The sequence below is a fragment of the Pseudomonas sp. DF11 genome, assembly GCF_058148565.1.
In genome coordinates this window covers 115,693-130,873 of record NZ_JBYVYN010000001.1, presented here as the reverse complement: position 1 = coordinate 130,873, position 15,181 = coordinate 115,693, and the positions used below count along the sequence as shown (strand labels likewise).

Here is a 15,181-nt window from a genome sequence, read left to right as displayed (position 1 = left end):
CGCCCTCAGCGCGACTCGGAGGGGCGTATATGAATGTGGTTCGACTCAGCCTAGCCGATTTGTCGCGGGATCATTGTCGGACGTGCATTTCGAGATAAAGGTTCTTCGCAGGCTGGATGTGAGCTTTGGACAAGCTAACGAGCGAATCCCGATCTTGTCTTTCCAATGCGTCGATCATTGCTTCGTGCTGGGGTAGTCACCCTACCCTGACTTCCGATAAGCCTCAGCTTAGACAGCGAAGCTGAATGCGTCGCTTAAGAACATGCCTCACACACCGTTCACTTTACGGCAAAGGTATCCAGTCGCGGTGGCTGGATCACTGCCGGGGGGCAGGCACGTAATTGCTCGGGCATCGCATATGGCTGGGGGCAAATGTGGGGGCATCGCGAGATTTTTTCGAGCTGACAACACCACTCTAGAGCCAAGTCAAAATGTTTTTTGGGGATCCTGAGAGTCTGTGATGGTGGCCGCCCTTCGGACGGCCATCGCCTTAAAACACAAAGCTATGCCCCAACTCCCCTTCCATCCAACCCAAGAATCGCCTGACCCTGGGGAAGCTGGAATGAGCCTTCGGGAACACCAAGTGGTGGGCGGCGACCGGAGAACTCAAGGCCTCGGGGGCGACCTCAACCAGCGAACCACTGGCTAGGTATTTTTGTGCCAGGAGTGTGCTTTCCAGGGCGAATCCCAAGCCGTGGCTCGCCGCTTCCAGGCTCATGTAGGATCGGTCAAAACTCAAGGCGTAGGGTTTCGCGCTCAGGCGTGCCCAGCGAGCTTCACGTCTACCCGGGTGTCCCGCATATAGCACTGGGCCTGTCCGACGTGCTCCGAGGATCGGTCTCTGAGCAGTTTGTCCAAAAAACGGGGCTGTTAGAGCTTGTGGCTGCCCAATACCAGGTACCGCTGTGGCGATGCCTTGCGCAGCCGCGCCGCCAGGAACACACCCGCCAGCAGGGCCGCGGGAATGATCGCGCAGAGTCCGTATGACAGGGCCTTGCTCGCACCCGTCAGCACATCGAAATGCACCACCGCGATAACCAGGACCGCCAATAACGCAACGCAAGAGAACCCAGGGAAAATCCGCCCACGCCAGATCCCCAGCTTGAGCTCGGGGTTGCGCTGGGCGAAGACCCATACCGCCGCGGACGTGAGCGCCATCAGCAAGATCACGCAAAGCGTCGCCAGGTTGGACAGCCAGGCGAACAATTGCAGGATCGGATCGGCGTCCATCGCCGCGAAAATCAGCACGACCACGGCGGAGATCAAGCTCTGCAACGCCGAGCCCATGTGCGGGCTCTGGTGCACACGATGGGTGGTTCCCAGCCGGCTGTGCAGCAGACCGTCACGGCCGATGGCATAGAAGTAACGGGCCGCGGCGTTGTGAAAGGCCAGCAGCCCGGCGTAGATGCTGACCATGAACAGCACGCGGATGACCTGGGTCAGCTGCGGGCCGACAAAGTGGTCGGACATGCCATAGATAAAGGTCGTCGGATCCTGCAACGCCTGGAGCGTGGCGACGATTTTGTCCGCCCCTACGCCGATCACCATCGACCAGACCGACAGCGCGTAGAAACCACCGATCAACAGCACCGAACAGTAGGTCGCAATCGGGATCGTACGTTGCGGGTTCTTGGCTTCTTCGCCGTAGATGGTAGTGGCCTCGAAGCCGATGAACGCGGCGAAGCAGAACAACAAGCCGATTGACGGGGTGCCGCTGAGTACGTGGCTGCGGTCAAATGCGTCGAGATTGATGCCACTGTCACCGCCCGTCCTGAGAATGGCGAAGTCCAGGAGCAGGATCGCCAGGTATTCGGCGATCACGATGACCGACAACACCCGGGCCGACAGGTCGATCTTGCGATAGCCAAGGATCGCAATGCTGGCCATCGCCATCAGCGAATACGTCCACCAGGGCAACACCAGGCCGAACACACTCTCCATCGTGCCGCTGACCACGCCACCGAACATGCCATACAGGCCCACCTGAAGGATGTTGTAGGCGAACATCGCCAACACCCCTGCCGCCCCGCCAGCCAAACCACCCAGGCCGCGAGCAGTGAATGCATAGAAACCACCGGCGTTGGTGACATGCCGGGACATGGTGGTGTAGCCCACCGAGAAGGCCAGCAACACCAGCAGGGCCAGGATCAGCAATGCCGGTGTACCGGCGCCGTTGCCCAGCATGATGCCGATGGGGAAGCCGCCAGCGATGACACTCAAGGGACTCGCCGCCGAAACCACGAAGAAGATGATGAAGCCGACACCCAGGGCCCCACGCTTGAGCTCCGTGGAGTTGTTGACCGGGAGAGATACACTCATGTTTTCTTGACCTTCTTGTATGAGGCAGTCGCTGTGGGATCGATGCAGTCAACCGCTCACCGCCACCGAATAGCGTTGTTGTTCTTGTTGCACGCTGGATTCGATCCTATGCCTCTCCCTGAACGCTCCACTATCCCAAATCGGTAACCAGAGTTCGCTCGTCAAAAAAACCGAAGGGGCTGTCATCCGTCCCCCGCTATCACCTCATTGCAAAGCGATGCGCGCCGTCAGTTCCGCCGCTGCGCCGGTCACCAGGTCGCACAGGTAGCCCGGTTGAAACGCACGGAACCGCTCACTGCGTCCAACCAGGGTCATGCTGCCAAGGACGCGCTGCTTTTCGTCGAAGATCGGCGCCGCGACGCCACTGCGTCCCGGGTGCAGCTCGCTTTCGCTGATACAGTAACCCTGCTTGCGAATGGCGAGCAGGCTCTTGCTGAACGGTTTCCACGCCAAGCCCTGCTGCTGCGGTTCGGTTGGGTGCGCGTGAACGTCATAGATGCGGCGGATCTGGCGTGGCAGCAGATACGCCAATACGACCCGCGAAGTCGCGCTGTGGAGCAGATCGATCGGTCGTCCCCGGTCGCCACCGACCGGGCCGGCATCGGAACCCCGCTGGATCAGCACGTTGACCACTGAATCACCGTGCCATTCGCTGACCAGCGCATCCAGGCCGGTATCGTCGACCAATTTATCGACCAGGTCCCGACTGCACGCCAGCAACGGATCGTAGTTCGTCATCTGATGCTCCAGCGTGACGATTCGCGGGCCGAGTGCGTAGCCGCGCGGTAATCGCTTCAGGAAGCCCGCATCGCCGAGCTCGCGCAGATAACGATAGGCGGTCGCGGGCGTGAAGCCGAGCTCCTGGCAAATGGTCTCCACGTCAATGACCGGCTGATCAGGGCGAAACAAGTCGAAGACCATGAGCAGGCGGCGGAGGCTATTCATCTTTGCTACATCCTTGTGCAGTCGACACCATGCCCGGTAGATGCTCAGGCGCGCGCGCAATCGGCGATGGCCGCGCGAGTGGTATGGGAGGGCAATTCTGCGAACAGTTCCTGGTACTCCGCCGCAAAATGGCTGAGGTGATAGAAGCCCCATTGGGCCGCGACATCACCGATCGAGAGGTGCGCCGCCTGGGTGGACATCAAGGTCCGACGTACACCGTTGAGCCGCACGGAGCGCAAGTAATTGATGGGGGTCGTCTCGGCAACCGAGCGGAAGCTGTTCTGCACGGTACGTCGACTCACCTGGAGTCGCTGGCACAACTCGTCCACGCTGGGCACGTTGTTCAATTCAGCGGTTGCCAGGCGATGGCACTTCTCGACAATGAAGCTGCGTGTGGAACTTGGAAGACGCTGCTGCTTGTCGCAGGCCGGGTCGGTCATCAGTTGCAGCAACTCGCCGAGCATGGCCTGTTCCAGTTCCAGCTCCCGATCTTGCGTATTGCCAAGATCTTCGTTCGAGAGCGCCTGGGAGAATACGGCCAGCATTCGACGTCGAGCGTCTGCATAGCGCTGCGTGGAGACCCGGATCACCGGCTGACGCAGCAACTGGCTGATTTCCTTGGCCGACGCCGTTTGCGCCAATGCCTGCTCGAACAGTTCGCGTTCGAAGGTAATGGCCAGCAGTTCCATGCCCATCGGCATGTGAAACATGAACTCCTCGCCACCGTGAAGAAAGAACAGGCTGCTGTCGTCCACTTCCCGTCCCTGCATCCGAATCGAACCCGGGACGGTGATGGGCACGGCAAAGCACATCTTGCCCCGGGGCGCCACGCCATGCTGCACCACGCGTTGGTTGATCTGCTCACGGAATATGTGGCAACGCGCCGTCGTCAACTGTATGAGCGAACTCTCGATCGAGCCAGCGGTTAACTGGCTGTAGTCCTGATTCCACTCCTGGACGGTAGCGGCGTGGACATGGATGTCACGAAAGTGGCTGATGTTCTGAATTTTCATGATGACGAAAGCCTCGGCCAATATTCTTCTTTTTAGGTTGCCTTCTTGTGCGATATTCTCACATTAAGAGAATTATGCAAATTTCTTTACGCAAGGAGCCGCTCATCGAAATCAGCGTTCGAGGCGCCCCTCCCAATGTGCCGATTCGGGCTACCGGCCAGGCGGAAGCGACGGGGATGATCGAGACACTGAAACCGACATCCTGAGAGACCGTCATGAGTGAAACCAAGCTTGAATCCCTCCATTTCGCGGATGCCCCGCGGATCATTTCCACCATTCCCGGTCCCAAGACCACCGAGGCCCTGGCGTTGTCGGCGCGTACCGAGTCGATGGCCCGCGGCGGCGGACGCATGCCCGTGGCCATGGACCGGGCGTTCGGCGCAACCTTCAAGGACGCTGATGGCAACACCTATATCGATTTGTCCGCAGGCGTGGGCGTCAGCAGCGTCGGTCGCTGCCACCCGAAAGTGGTGCAGGCCATCCGCGAACAGTCCGAAGTGCTGATGCACGCCCTGGAAGTCAACAGCACCCGGCGCACCGAACTGGCCGCCAAACTCTCCGAGATCGCACCCGACGGCTTGCGCGGCGATTGCATTACATTCTTCACGCAAAGCGGTAGCGATGCGCTGGAAGCCGCGATCAAGTTCGCCAAACGCGTCACCGGACGGCACCAGATCATCGCCTTCCATGGCGGCTACCACGGCGTGTGGAACGCCTCCGGTGCGCTGACCACCGGTACGGCCTACCGCAAGGGCTACGGTGCCCAGATGGGCGGCGTCATTCACGCCCCCTACCCTTATGCCTACCGCTTCCCCTTCGACACCACGCACAAAAGCGCCGAACAGATCGCCGGCGACTACGTGGATTACCTGCTGAATACCCCTTACACCGCCGCCGATGACGTGGCCGCCGTGATCGTGGAGCCGGTACAGGGTGAAGGCGGCTACGTGCCTCCCTCGCCAGAGTTCCTGCAGCTGTTGCGCAAGGCCTGCGACCTCAGCGGCGCGCTGTTGATCGTCGATGAAGTGCAATCCGGCGCGGGGCGTACCGGCAAGATGTGGGCGGTCGAGCATTCCGGCGTGAAACCCGACATGCTCACCTTCGGCAAGGGCATTGGCAGCGACCTGCCGATGGCGGGCCTGATCATGCGTTCGGACCTGGCAGCCGCGATCCCCGACGGATCGATGCCCAATACCTTCGCCGCCAACTCGCTGTCCGCGGCAGTGGCGTTGACCAACATCAGCATCCTCCAGGACCCGGAGCTCGATCTGCTCAACCGCGCGCACACGCTGGGCCTGGAGGCACAGGAACGTATCCGTGGCTTCAAGAGCCCCTTCGTCGGCGAGGTTCGCGGTCGTGGCCTGATGATTGGTATCGAGCTGGTCGAAGACCCGGTCACCAAGGCACCGCTGGAGGGCGCCAAGATCGGTCAACTCATGGGTTACCTGCTGAACCACGGTGTGCTGATGATTCCCTGCGGTCGCTACAGCAACGTGATGCGCGTCATGCCTTCGCTGACGATCACACGTTCGCTGTTTTTCAAGGCGCTGGACATCTTTGGCGACGCCCTGGCCTCCCTCGAAGCATGAGGCGCGCGCCCCCGAACACTCACATTACGCAGGACCCCTAACATGACTCAGCACCTGAATCACTTCATCCAAGGAGCGTCCTTCGAAGCCTCCGACGGTGGACGCATGCCCCTCATCAACCCCGTGACAGAGCAGGTGTACGGTAGCTCCGCACGCGGCACGAGCGCGGATGTGGACCGCGCCGTGGAGGCAGCGCGCAGCCAACTCGAGGGTGGCGCCTGGAGCCAGCTCGACGGCGCCCAGCGCGGTCGGCTGCTGTCGAAGCTGGCTGACCTGGTGGAACGCGACACCGACTTGCTGGCCGATCTGGATGCCAACGCCATCGGTCGCTCCCCGGTCGAGCCGCGCCGGATGGACCTGCCCAACGCGGTCGCCAACCTGCGCGCCGCCGCCGGCTGGGCCAACCAGCTGGAGGGGCGCACCATCCCCACCGGCGGCTATTTCGGCAGCAAGACCCTCTCGTACACGGTGCGCGAGCCGGTGGGCGTGGTCGGTGCCATCGTGCCCTGGAATTCGCCGCTGATGATCACGGTCTGGAAGCTCGCCGCTTTGCTGGCGGCAGGCTGTACCGTGGTCATCAAGCCTTCGGAAGAGACGCCGCAATCGGCCCTGCACCTGGCCGCGCTGGCTCAGGAAGCAGGCTTCCCTGACGGTGTGATCAACGTGGTTACCGGCTACGGTGCACAGGTAGGTCGCGCCTTGTGCGAACACCCGCACGTGGCCAAGATCAGTTTCACCGGCAGCCCCGAGGCCGGACGCGAGATCCAGCGCACCGCCGGCGTGCTGTTCAAGCGTGTGGCACTGGAGCTGGGCGGCAAAAGCCCACAGATTGTCTTTGATGACGCGTCCTTCGACGACGCGTTGCGCGGCTGCGCGCTCGGCTTGTTCGTCAACCAGGGCCAGGTCTGTGCCGCCGGCTCGCGTATCCTCGTACAGCGCAGCATCGCCGATCGCTTCGCCGCAGCGCTTGCCGATGCTGCTCGAGCAGTCAAGGTGGGCGATCCTCGACAGCCCGACGTGCAGATGGGGCCAGTGGCCAAGAAAGCACAGTTCGAACGAGTCAACCGTTACATCCAGCTGGGCATCGAACAAGGCGCCTCCCTGCTGGCCGGCGGCGTATCGAACCCTGAGCAGGGCTGGTTTGTGCAGCCGACCATCTTCGCCAACGCCCGCAATGACATGGCGATCGCCCGAGACGAGATCTTCGGCCCCGTTGGCACGGTGATCACGTTCGACAGCGAAGATGAGGCGATCGCAATGGCCAACGATTCCACCTACGGCCTGGCGGCCACGATCTGGACCAGCGACCTGGTGCGAGCGCACCGCGTCGCCGCGGCGGTAAAGGCCGGTGCCGTGGGCATCAACTGCTGGAGCCCGCTGGACGCCAACCTGCCCTGGGGCGGCGTCAAGTCCAGTGGCATTGGCCGTGAAGGCGGGTTCAGCGGCGCGTTGGCCTATACCGAAGAAAAGGTCATCACCGTGCTGCTGCCTAACTGAGAACAAAAAAACCGCACTGACCGGACCACCCTCCAAGCCCTGTGTCGTAGAGGGTGGCCGTTCAAATGTGCATTCCGATGCCTTGATGATCGATGGAGAGACTGCGATGAATCCGGTAAATCAAACAACAATTGATCGGTATCCGACGTCCCTGCGTATGTTGCACTGGGTGCGCGCCGTGCTCATCGCCGGCCTCCTCTGGGCTGGCTGGCACATGACCGGGATGAATGATGAAGTGGCAAGCAAATACGAGCTCTATTACCCGTGGCACAAATCCTTTGGGGTGTTGATGCTGTTGGTGGTCCTGGTCCAGATCACCCTGCGCTGGCGCACCCCCAAGCTTCCACAACCGCTGGAAACACTGGCTGGACATGAGCGGTTTTTGTCACAGCTGGTGCAGCGTGCCATGTACGTGCTTATCGTGATCGTGCCGTTGATGGGTTACTCGATGTCGAGCACCTACACGATGAGTGACGGGGTATTCTTTTTTGGGGTGAACCTGCCGGAGCTGCTACCGAAAAATGACGACTGGTTCGTCGTCTTCCAATGGCTGCACAAAGTACTCGCCTATACCCTGCTCGGCCTGATCGTGCTGCATGTCGCTGGCGCCCTCAAGCACCGCTTCTTCGACCCGGACCCTCGCAACGACGTCCTGCGCCGCATGCTGTGACCGTCCCGTCTTAATCACCTTTCCCGCCGGAAAGCGCCACCGCTGGTGGCGCCTGCGCATCAAACTCCCTGCAACAGATGCCGCCAGCGGCGACTCAGATCAGAACGTCACCCACACAATGAACTGCAAGTAAGTGTTGGTTGATGCGCTCCCGCTCTGCAAACCACCGTCCTCGAGCCACTTCTTTGGTTTGTAGAAACCCACCAGCGGCGACAACGTGATGTTGTCCGTCACCATCCAGTCCAGGTACAGGTCGACCTCACGGGCACTGAAGTCTTGAGCATCCCGGTCGGAGAGTTGGTGATAGTGGAAGTACATCGCGTTGAGTGTCAGTTTGTCGGTCGGCTGCACCGAGAACAGCACATCGTTGATTTGCATGTTCGAGGTCACTGAACCGGCATAGTTCGCGGCGACTTCACCCTGGTACCGCTTGCGGAAACCGCCCTGGAACAGGAAGTCCCAGCCTTCGGAATAACGCGAATAGCGGTAACTCACCGCCGGTTGCCATTTGACGTCGGCAAAGGTGTAGCCCGCGTCGAAGAACATCGCCCGCTGCGACCCCGAACGTTTTTCCTCGCGCGCCACCTCGAATGCAAAATCAGCGTTCTCGATGCCGGCATTGCCCTGGCCGCGGATGCTGTAGATATCCATGCCCTTGCGCTCACTTCGATCGGCGAAGGTGTATCGCTCGTTGACGTCCAGTCCGTGCACATAGGTCGAGCCGATCGAGCCGATGGGCGTCGTGTAGTCGATGGTGGCGGCCGCCACTTCGGTCTCCGACTGTCCTGGATTGTCCGACTTCAACCACATCAGGCTGCCGTGAAGCCCTTCCGTACCGCCCAGTTTCAAGACCGCCGTATTGCCGAAGGCCAACCGCGGCCCCAGGTAAAAGGCGCCGCCGCGATTGAACCGACCGTCCGCCACACCAGGGATGGGGCTGAAGGCCTTGCCGGGCGCGAACCCGTCGTCGGTGATCAGGAAACCGTCCACCGTCACGAGCTGCCGGCCAAAGGAGAAATCAACGCCGTCCGTACCCAGGGCGGGAATCAGGTCGCCTGACTTCCAGCCCAGATAGGCGTCTTCTACCGCCGTTCTTCTTTCATTCCCGGCGGTGATCGCTCCTGCGTCCCCATCGCCCCATGAACCCGTGCTGATCAGGCTGAACCCGCCGTAGATCGAGCCGGGACCGATCTTGTCCGTCGTGCCGTTTAGACCGTACTTGGCGAAGCCTTCCTGCCATCGCATCCTGCCGGGCTCCTCCTGCGGGTTGGCGAGGTAATTCTTTTCACTGCCGAACCAACCAAACCCCGCCCAGAGGTCGGCATTCAGGACGGTAGCACCATCGTCTTCGTTGTAGAGCTCGTAGGCCTGTGCCTGCGGCCCCAATGTACAGAGTGCAACCAGAGAAATTAATGGAGCGTAGTGGGGGGTGCGCATGACGTCTCTCCTGTTTTTATATTTATGAGGCGAGTCATGAGTGTTCCGATTCGGGCTGCCCATGTGGTAGCCCAAATCAGCATGTACACAGGGCGGCGCCCCTATTCCCTTGGTCCCATCGCTGCCCACTGGAAAAACTGTCCGGGATTTGAATGGTTGCCGTTTTGGGCTACGGCCTGCGCAGGTGTCCCCCCTATGCTGGGGCCATAAGAACGCATAAGAACGAGGCATCCGTCATGACCCCATCCCCGCTGTTTCGTCAGGGGCTTTGCCTGCTGACCATCGTCGCTTGCAGTGCCCTACCGTCCCTGGCCACCGCTCACCACTCATTCGCGCTTTTCGACCAGACCAAGATGGTCACGGTCCAGGGCGTGGTCGAGCGCTTTGCCTGGACCAATCCGCACATCACGATTTACCTCGATACGCCCGGCCCGCCCCCCCAGCGCTTCAAGATCGAGACGGGCAGCGTCAACGCCTTGCAACGCGCGGGCTGGAACGCTGATTCGATCAAGGCCGGCGAAAGCGCCGAGGTGTCCTTCAGGCCGCTGAAGAACGGTGACCCGGGAGGACTGCTCGTGGAGATCAAGATCGGTGACGTCGTGCTCACGGGCGGCGGTTAGGCGAAGTCCTCCCCCGCTTCATGATCACCGAACTCAACCGAACCAGACAGGCCAGCAGCGTGGAGACGTTTCAATGAAACCGACACGAACCTTGAGCGCAGCAACGATCTTCCTCGGCGTCGTCCTCGTGACCGTCGCCGGGATGTGCAACGCGGCAGCGTCGAAGACCCAGCACGACAAGCGCCCGGACATCAGCGGCACCTGGGAAAGGACTCCGGACGATTGGTTCGGTGAAAACCCGGACGAGCCGGTGCACCCGGGCGGACCAATGGACCTGAAGGAACCCTATGCCAGCCAATACGCGGAGCTGAAGAAAAAACAGGCCGCCGCGAACGAAGCCGGGACGCCGCTGGCCACGACGAGTTCCAAGTGCCTGCCCGAGGGCATGCCGACGTTGATGGCGGCACTCTTCCCGATCCAGATCATTCACGACGACAAGCAAGTGGTCGTCCTTGGCGAATATCTCCAGCAGGTACGCCGGATTCTCTTGAACGAGGCAATGCCGCCCAAAGAGAAGCTCGACCCCAAGTACCAGGGCCATTCGCGCGGCCACTGGGAAGGCGACACGCTCGTCGTGGAGACACAACGTGTGCGAACGGACGTGACCTTCTATGACGTTCCCCATGGTGCGGACATGAAGATCACCGAACGCATCAGGCTGCGGGGACCGGACCACTTGGAGGACCAAGTCTTGATTGAAGATCCACAGGTGCTCAACACCCCGTATCGCTTCACTTTCGACTACAAGCGCTCCGACTACGCCATTCAAGAATATGTCTGCGAGAACAACCAGATCGTGATCGACAGCGAGGGCAAGGCGTCCCTCAGCCGTGAGTGAAGCCCTATCAATGACCCCTTGGAGGTGAGCGGATGGAACGATCGATGACCATCAGCATCCTGCGACCAACGCTGCACGGCGTCCTGCTGTCGCTGATGCTGACCTCGAACACCTTCGCCGAAGTGCCCCGCATGCCCACAGTCGTTGCCGTGCCGCCCTCCAGTGTGCCACCGCTGTCGTCGGCGAAACGTCCGGGTACCGAACACAGCGACCTCGACATGTACGACTACGTCGAAGAGGAGTTTTACCTGCAAGGCGTCGCCCCGGCCATCACCGCCGCGGGCAAAACCCTCCTTGAGGCGCCCTATACCACGCGCATTCTGGTGCGCAAGCCGGCAGACCCTGCGCACTTCAACGGCACGGTGGTGATCGAGCCGTTCAGCTGGTTTGGCGAGCGCGCCGCAGGGTGGATCCTGACCCGTGATTACTTGCTACGGCGTGGCTACGCGTACGTCGGCTACACGCTGAACATGAACAAGCCGGCCGTCGACCCCAAGTTCATCTCGGACACCCCGGCCGCCGAGGCCGAGCAGGTCGCCCAATACGGACGGATCGTGAATTTCGAGTTCATGCGCCGCTTCGACTACGCACGCTATGCGCCGTTGGGCACCTATTACGATCCGGAGCGTTTCACTCGCGGTGCAGGTCCCGATCCGTTCGTTCCACAGTCCCAGGGCATTGCCGCACAACTGGCGCTGCTGCTCAAGACCAATGCGGCGCAAGGCCCGTTGGCAGGTCTCAATGTGCAACGCGTCTATGTCAATAGCTGGGCCGTGACCGCGCAAGTCTGGATGGACTACCTCGATCAGGGCCGGCACCAGCAATGGCGTATGCCTGACGCAAGGCCACTGATCGATGCCTACATGACAGGCCGCATGGCCTATGGCGAGGTGGGCGGCGACGTCATTCGACTACCACGGCAGATGCCCGAAGGCGTGCCATTCGTGACCGTCTACAGCCAGTCCGAACTGATGCACGACGTGATCGAAGGCATCGACCTGCCGCCGGATACCGACAGCCCGCAGCTTCGCTACTACGAAGTGACCGGCATACCGCATCTGCGGCTGGCCGACCTCGGTACGGAGCATACCGAACTGTTAGCTGCCGACGTCGGCAAGGGCGACGACCCACGGTGCCGGACGCTGTACGACGAACCGGCAGAGCTGGTCGTCTCGGCGCTGCTCGATGGCATGGACCAATGGGTGCGTGAGGGCAAAGCCATGCCGAAGGCGCCGCGAGTCCTGCGCGAAGGCAAGACCGTCGCACGCGACCCCGCCACCGGCAACCTGCAAGGGGGCGTGCGCCCGCCGTGGATCCAGGTGCCCAGCGCGACCTACCTCACGGACCAGGAGACCGGTTGCGGCCTGATCTACGACACCAAGGTGCCCTATTCCAAGGAAGCGCTTGGCCAACGTTACGGCGGTTTCAGCCACTACGAACAGGCATTCGAAGAGGCCAAAAAGCTCTCGATCAAGCAGGGCTATCTCCTCCCGGAGGATGCAAAGGGCCTGCGTCCGATCGCAAAACCCCAAGACTTCTAACCCCACGCGGAAGCAAAGCAAATGTCACCAGAACTCATCATCGCCTGGATCTACGCGACACCGTTGAGCACCGCCATCAGGGACCTGTCCTGGGTCGTGCCCACCATCCAGAGCGTTCATATCATTGCCATCGCGGTGATCTTCGGCGCCGCCGTGATCTCTGACCTGCGGCTGGCCGGCGTGCTCGCCACGGACGAACCCTTGCGCGGCGTCATTCGCCGTTACTACCCGTGGATGCGCGCCGCACTCATCGTTCTGCTCCTCACCGGGTTGGTGATGATCATCGGCGAGCCTGACCGCGTACTGGTCAACACGACGTTCTGGCTGAAGATGTTCATGGTCGTTGCCGTGTTCACCCTGGCCTGGTCAATCCGACGTCCATTGTTGCGTCCCGCCGCTCAAGTGCCAGGCGTTGACGAGAAGCCTCCCATCAAGGCGCTGGCCTGGCTGTCGATCGCCCTGTGGTGCGGCGTGATCTTCTGCGGTCGCTGGATCGCCTACTGATCCCAGCGTTTTCAACGAACGTTTTCTCAGGTATTCGCCATGGACATTCAATCGATACTGCAAGCCCTCGAGGGCACCCCGATCGCAGCCTATATCAGAGAGTCGGGTTCCATTTTTCCAAACCTGGAGTCGGTGCATGTGATTGGCATCGCCCTCGTGTTCGGGACCATCGCCGTCGTCGACTTGCGCCTGCTCGGCGTCGCCTCCCATCGCCGAAGCGCGCTACGACTGATCCGGGAACTGCTGCCATTTACCTGGGTTGCCTTCGCAGCCTGCGTGATCACCGGCCTGCTCATGTTCGCCTCCAATGCCACCACCTATGCGCAAAACAGCATTTTCTGGTGGAAGATGGGGCTGTTGGCGCTGGCCGGCCTCAACATGGGGATATTCCACTTGGGCGCCTATCGCCGGATCGACGAGTGGGACACCATCCTGCCGCCTCCCAGCCAGGCCCGTATCGCCGGTTTCAGCTCGCTGGCGCTGTGGATGGGCGTGATCTGCCTTGGCCGCTGGATCGGGTTTGTCTGATGACCAACCTGTCGCGAACCAGCCCCGGCGATGACGTAAACGGCGCGGTCCATGTCGTGCGCCCGGCGTCCAGCCGCTGGGAATCGCTGGCCCTGCTGTTTGCAGCCCTGGCAATCATCGCCAGCGTGACAGGTTATGTGCTGCTGCGCCCACAGCACGCCGGCCCACCGACACCCTTGAGCTGGCAGGTGCGCTCCTTCGATGGCCTAGGTGCAGTCGACCAGGCCATCCACAGCGCCCTGCTGCCCGCCGGTGAAGAAATCATCTGGAACAATAACGACACCGGCGGTTGGATCACCCTGGAGCAAGCCCAGAAGATCTTGTTGCCGCCGTTCTACCGAGACGCCTTCTGGAAGACCAATGGCGAGGTGCACTGGCAGTTGATTTTGCCGGGCACCCACCTGCCTCATGCCGGTTCCGTCGATGATCACGACGACGCCGACGCCCCGACGCCCCCGCCCCCCAGCGACGTCTCGAAAGCCACCCTGGGCCAGGGCGCCACGGTCTACTACGGCTCCGCCGGTCGCGCGCCCGGCCAGAGCGCCTACCTGCTCGTCATTGGGCACGCCCATGCCGGGGTCATGTGGGCCAACCAGGCGACGATCTGGATCCACCGCGACCCGAACGCACCTTACCCAGGCATCGTCAAGCCCGAATCGCTGGTCGGCCAAGGTTGGCGCCAGGTCATTCCATATGACGGTGCCAGCGAAGTCGAACGTGTAAAAGGAAACCAGCCATGACCGTTTCTACCAGACACCGCGCACTGTGGCGCAGTTGCCTTGCGCTGCTGGTGCTGATACCTGCCCTTGCATTCGCCGACCCGACTGCCCCTTTGGGCAAGAAGCTCAAGATCGGCGTCACCCTGCACCCCTACTACAGCTTCGTGGCGAACATCGTCGGCGATCGGGCCGAGGTCATTGCGCTCATTCCGGCGCAAGCGAACCCGCATAACTATCAGCCGCAGCCCGACGACATCACCCGCGCGATGACCCTCGATGTCCTGGTCGTCAACGGCATCGGCCACGATGAATGGGCCTTCCAGATCGTCAAGGCCGCCGGTCGCGGGGCAACGCTGCCGATCATCCAGGCCAATGCCTCGGTGGCCCTCATTCCCATCGGCGGCGACCAGGACGGTGCCAAGGTGGTCAATCCGCATACCTTCGTTTCCACCACGGCAGCGATACAGCAGGTCTTCGAGATCACTCGCAGGCTGGGGGAGCTGGACCCGCCCAACGCGGCTGTGTATCGACAGAACGCCCTGGCCTATGCCGCACGCATTCGCGCGCTACGGGCCGGTTTCATGACCCGCTTCGCCGCGTTGGATCTGTCCTCCTTCCGCTGCGCGACCACGCATGCCGGCTACGACTACATGATGCAGGAGTTCGGCCTGTTCGTGAGCGCCGTGATCGAGCCCCGTCACGGCGTCGCGCCGACCGCGCGGCAACTGGCCAACACCATCGACGCAATCAAGAAGGCCAATGTGAAGGTGTTGTTCGCCGAGAAAAACTTCTCCCTCGATCTCGCCAAGCCTATCGAGGCCGCCACCGGCGTGAAGGTCTTCTCGCTGTCTCACATCACCGGCGATACCTACAGCGCGGACGAATTCGAGGTGGCGATGCGCGAAAACCTCGAGACCTTGGCCGAAGCCGTCGAGTTCATGCAGCGATGAAGGAGAAACAA

The 15,181-nt window shown here is 61.4% G+C and carries 14 protein-coding genes and 1 pseudogene; 10 read left to right on the top strand and 5 right to left on the bottom strand.

Annotated features, from left to right (window positions below; all coding sequences use genetic code 11):
• Positions 1-490: 490 nt before the first annotated feature.
• From AC30D9_RS00585 to AC30D9_RS00570, 4 genes and pseudogenes are all read right to left on the bottom strand, one after another.
• A pseudogene (locus AC30D9_RS00585) lies at positions 491-751 on the bottom strand (LysR substrate-binding domain-containing protein); the annotation flags it as partial.
• A 119-nt stretch (positions 752-870) separates the two neighbouring features.
• Complete coding sequence (locus AC30D9_RS00580; RefSeq protein WP_307572334.1) at positions 871-2,319, bottom strand: APC family permease; 1,449 nt, start codon at positions 2,317-2,319, stop codon at positions 871-873.
• A gap of 204 nt (positions 2,320-2,523) precedes the next feature.
• The gene (locus AC30D9_RS00575; protein ID WP_134924292.1) at positions 2,524-3,264 is read right to left on the bottom strand and encodes an IclR family transcriptional regulator; all 741 of its coding nucleotides are present in this window, start codon (positions 3,262-3,264) and stop codon (positions 2,524-2,526) included.
• Positions 3,265-3,308: 44 nt separating this feature from the next.
• Positions 3,309-4,277, bottom strand: coding sequence for a helix-turn-helix domain-containing protein (locus AC30D9_RS00570; protein WP_490143173.1), 969 nt, complete (start codon positions 4,275-4,277; stop codon positions 3,309-3,311).
• A gap of 215 nt (positions 4,278-4,492) precedes the next feature.
• On the opposite strand from AC30D9_RS00570, the gene AC30D9_RS00565 reads away from it, so the two are divergent.
• The 3 genes from AC30D9_RS00565 (at position 4,493) to AC30D9_RS00555 (ending at position 8,033) form a co-directional block, all read left to right on the top strand.
• Positions 4,493-5,866 (top strand): aspartate aminotransferase family protein, encoded by a 1,374-nt coding sequence (locus tag AC30D9_RS00565; protein ID WP_109755429.1) that lies wholly within the window; start codon positions 4,493-4,495, stop codon positions 5,864-5,866.
• A gap of 42 nt (positions 5,867-5,908) precedes the next feature.
• Positions 5,909-7,363, top strand: coding sequence for an aldehyde dehydrogenase family protein (locus AC30D9_RS00560; RefSeq protein ID WP_490143172.1), 1,455 nt, complete (start codon positions 5,909-5,911; stop codon positions 7,361-7,363).
• A gap of 106 nt (positions 7,364-7,469) precedes the next feature.
• Positions 7,470-8,033: a cytochrome b gene (locus tag AC30D9_RS00555; protein WP_109755427.1), complete on the top strand. Its 564-nt coding sequence runs from the start codon at positions 7,470-7,472 to the stop codon at positions 8,031-8,033.
• Positions 8,034-8,132: 99 nt separating this feature from the next.
• On the opposite strand, the gene AC30D9_RS00550 is transcribed toward AC30D9_RS00555, so the two are convergent.
• On the bottom strand, positions 8,133-9,470 hold the full coding sequence (locus tag AC30D9_RS00550; RefSeq protein WP_134924284.1) for an alginate export family protein: 1,338 nt from the start codon (positions 9,468-9,470) through the stop codon (positions 8,133-8,135).
• Positions 9,471-9,706: 236 nt separating this feature from the next.
• On the opposite strand from AC30D9_RS00550, the gene AC30D9_RS00545 reads away from it, so the two are divergent.
• The 7 genes from AC30D9_RS00545 to AC30D9_RS00515 all read left to right on the top strand — a co-directional run bounded on the left by AC30D9_RS00545 (position 9,707) and on the right by AC30D9_RS00515 (position 15,170).
• Positions 9,707-10,090 (top strand): DUF6152 family protein, encoded by a 384-nt coding sequence (locus AC30D9_RS00545; RefSeq protein ID WP_134924283.1) that lies wholly within the window; start codon positions 9,707-9,709, stop codon positions 10,088-10,090.
• A gap of 73 nt (positions 10,091-10,163) precedes the next feature.
• A complete protein-coding gene (locus AC30D9_RS00540; protein ID WP_134924281.1) occupies positions 10,164-10,928 on the top strand; it encodes a hypothetical protein in 765 nt (254 codons plus the stop codon).
• Positions 10,929-10,972: 44 nt separating this feature from the next.
• The gene (locus tag AC30D9_RS00535) at positions 10,973-12,469 is read left to right on the top strand and encodes an alpha/beta hydrolase domain-containing protein (protein WP_307572338.1); all 1,497 of its coding nucleotides are present in this window, start codon (positions 10,973-10,975) and stop codon (positions 12,467-12,469) included.
• Positions 12,470-12,490: 21 nt separating this feature from the next.
• Positions 12,491-12,973: a DUF6644 family protein gene (locus AC30D9_RS00530; protein ID WP_490143171.1), complete on the top strand. Its 483-nt coding sequence runs from the start codon at positions 12,491-12,493 to the stop codon at positions 12,971-12,973.
• 39 nt (positions 12,974-13,012) lie between these two features.
• The gene (locus AC30D9_RS00525; protein ID WP_307572339.1) at positions 13,013-13,501 is read left to right on the top strand and encodes a DUF6644 family protein; all 489 of its coding nucleotides are present in this window, start codon (positions 13,013-13,015) and stop codon (positions 13,499-13,501) included.
• The gene (locus AC30D9_RS00520; protein WP_490143170.1) at positions 13,501-14,241 is read left to right on the top strand and encodes a DUF6162 family protein; all 741 of its coding nucleotides are present in this window, start codon (positions 13,501-13,503) and stop codon (positions 14,239-14,241) included. Before AC30D9_RS00525 ends, AC30D9_RS00520 begins: the two co-directional genes overlap by 1 nt.
• Positions 14,238-15,170: a metal ABC transporter solute-binding protein, Zn/Mn family gene (locus AC30D9_RS00515; protein WP_307572341.1), complete on the top strand. Its 933-nt coding sequence runs from the start codon at positions 14,238-14,240 to the stop codon at positions 15,168-15,170. Before AC30D9_RS00520 ends, AC30D9_RS00515 begins: the two co-directional genes overlap by 4 nt.
• Positions 15,171-15,181: the final 11 nt, after the last annotated feature.

Coding starts and splice junctions, on each gene's coding strand:
- AC30D9_RS00580 (WP_307572334.1), bottom strand. CDS start 2,319: ATGAGTGTATCTCTCCCGGTCAACAACTCCACGGAGCTCAAGCGTGGG.
- AC30D9_RS00525 (WP_307572339.1), top strand. CDS start 13,013: ATGGACATTCAATCGATACTGCAAGCCCTCGAGGGCACCCCGATCGCA.
- AC30D9_RS00565 (WP_109755429.1), top strand. CDS start 4,493: ATGAGTGAAACCAAGCTTGAATCCCTCCATTTCGCGGATGCCCCGCGG.
- AC30D9_RS00560 (WP_490143172.1), top strand. CDS start 5,909: ATGACTCAGCACCTGAATCACTTCATCCAAGGAGCGTCCTTCGAAGCC.
- AC30D9_RS00555 (WP_109755427.1), top strand. CDS start 7,470: ATGAATCCGGTAAATCAAACAACAATTGATCGGTATCCGACGTCCCTG.
- AC30D9_RS00545 (WP_134924283.1), top strand. CDS start 9,707: ATGACCCCATCCCCGCTGTTTCGTCAGGGGCTTTGCCTGCTGACCATC.
- AC30D9_RS00535 (WP_307572338.1), top strand. CDS start 10,973: ATGACCATCAGCATCCTGCGACCAACGCTGCACGGCGTCCTGCTGTCG.
- AC30D9_RS00550 (WP_134924284.1), bottom strand. CDS start 9,470: ATGCGCACCCCCCACTACGCTCCATTAATTTCTCTGGTTGCACTCTGT.
- AC30D9_RS00570 (WP_490143173.1), bottom strand. CDS start 4,277: ATGAAAATTCAGAACATCAGCCACTTTCGTGACATCCATGTCCACGCC.
- AC30D9_RS00540 (WP_134924281.1), top strand. CDS start 10,164: ATGAAACCGACACGAACCTTGAGCGCAGCAACGATCTTCCTCGGCGTC.
- AC30D9_RS00530 (WP_490143171.1), top strand. CDS start 12,491: ATGTCACCAGAACTCATCATCGCCTGGATCTACGCGACACCGTTGAGC.
- AC30D9_RS00515 (WP_307572341.1), top strand. CDS start 14,238: ATGACCGTTTCTACCAGACACCGCGCACTGTGGCGCAGTTGCCTTGCG.
- AC30D9_RS00520 (WP_490143170.1), top strand. CDS start 13,501: ATGACCAACCTGTCGCGAACCAGCCCCGGCGATGACGTAAACGGCGCG.
- AC30D9_RS00575 (WP_134924292.1), bottom strand. CDS start 3,264: ATGAATAGCCTCCGCCGCCTGCTCATGGTCTTCGACTTGTTTCGCCCT.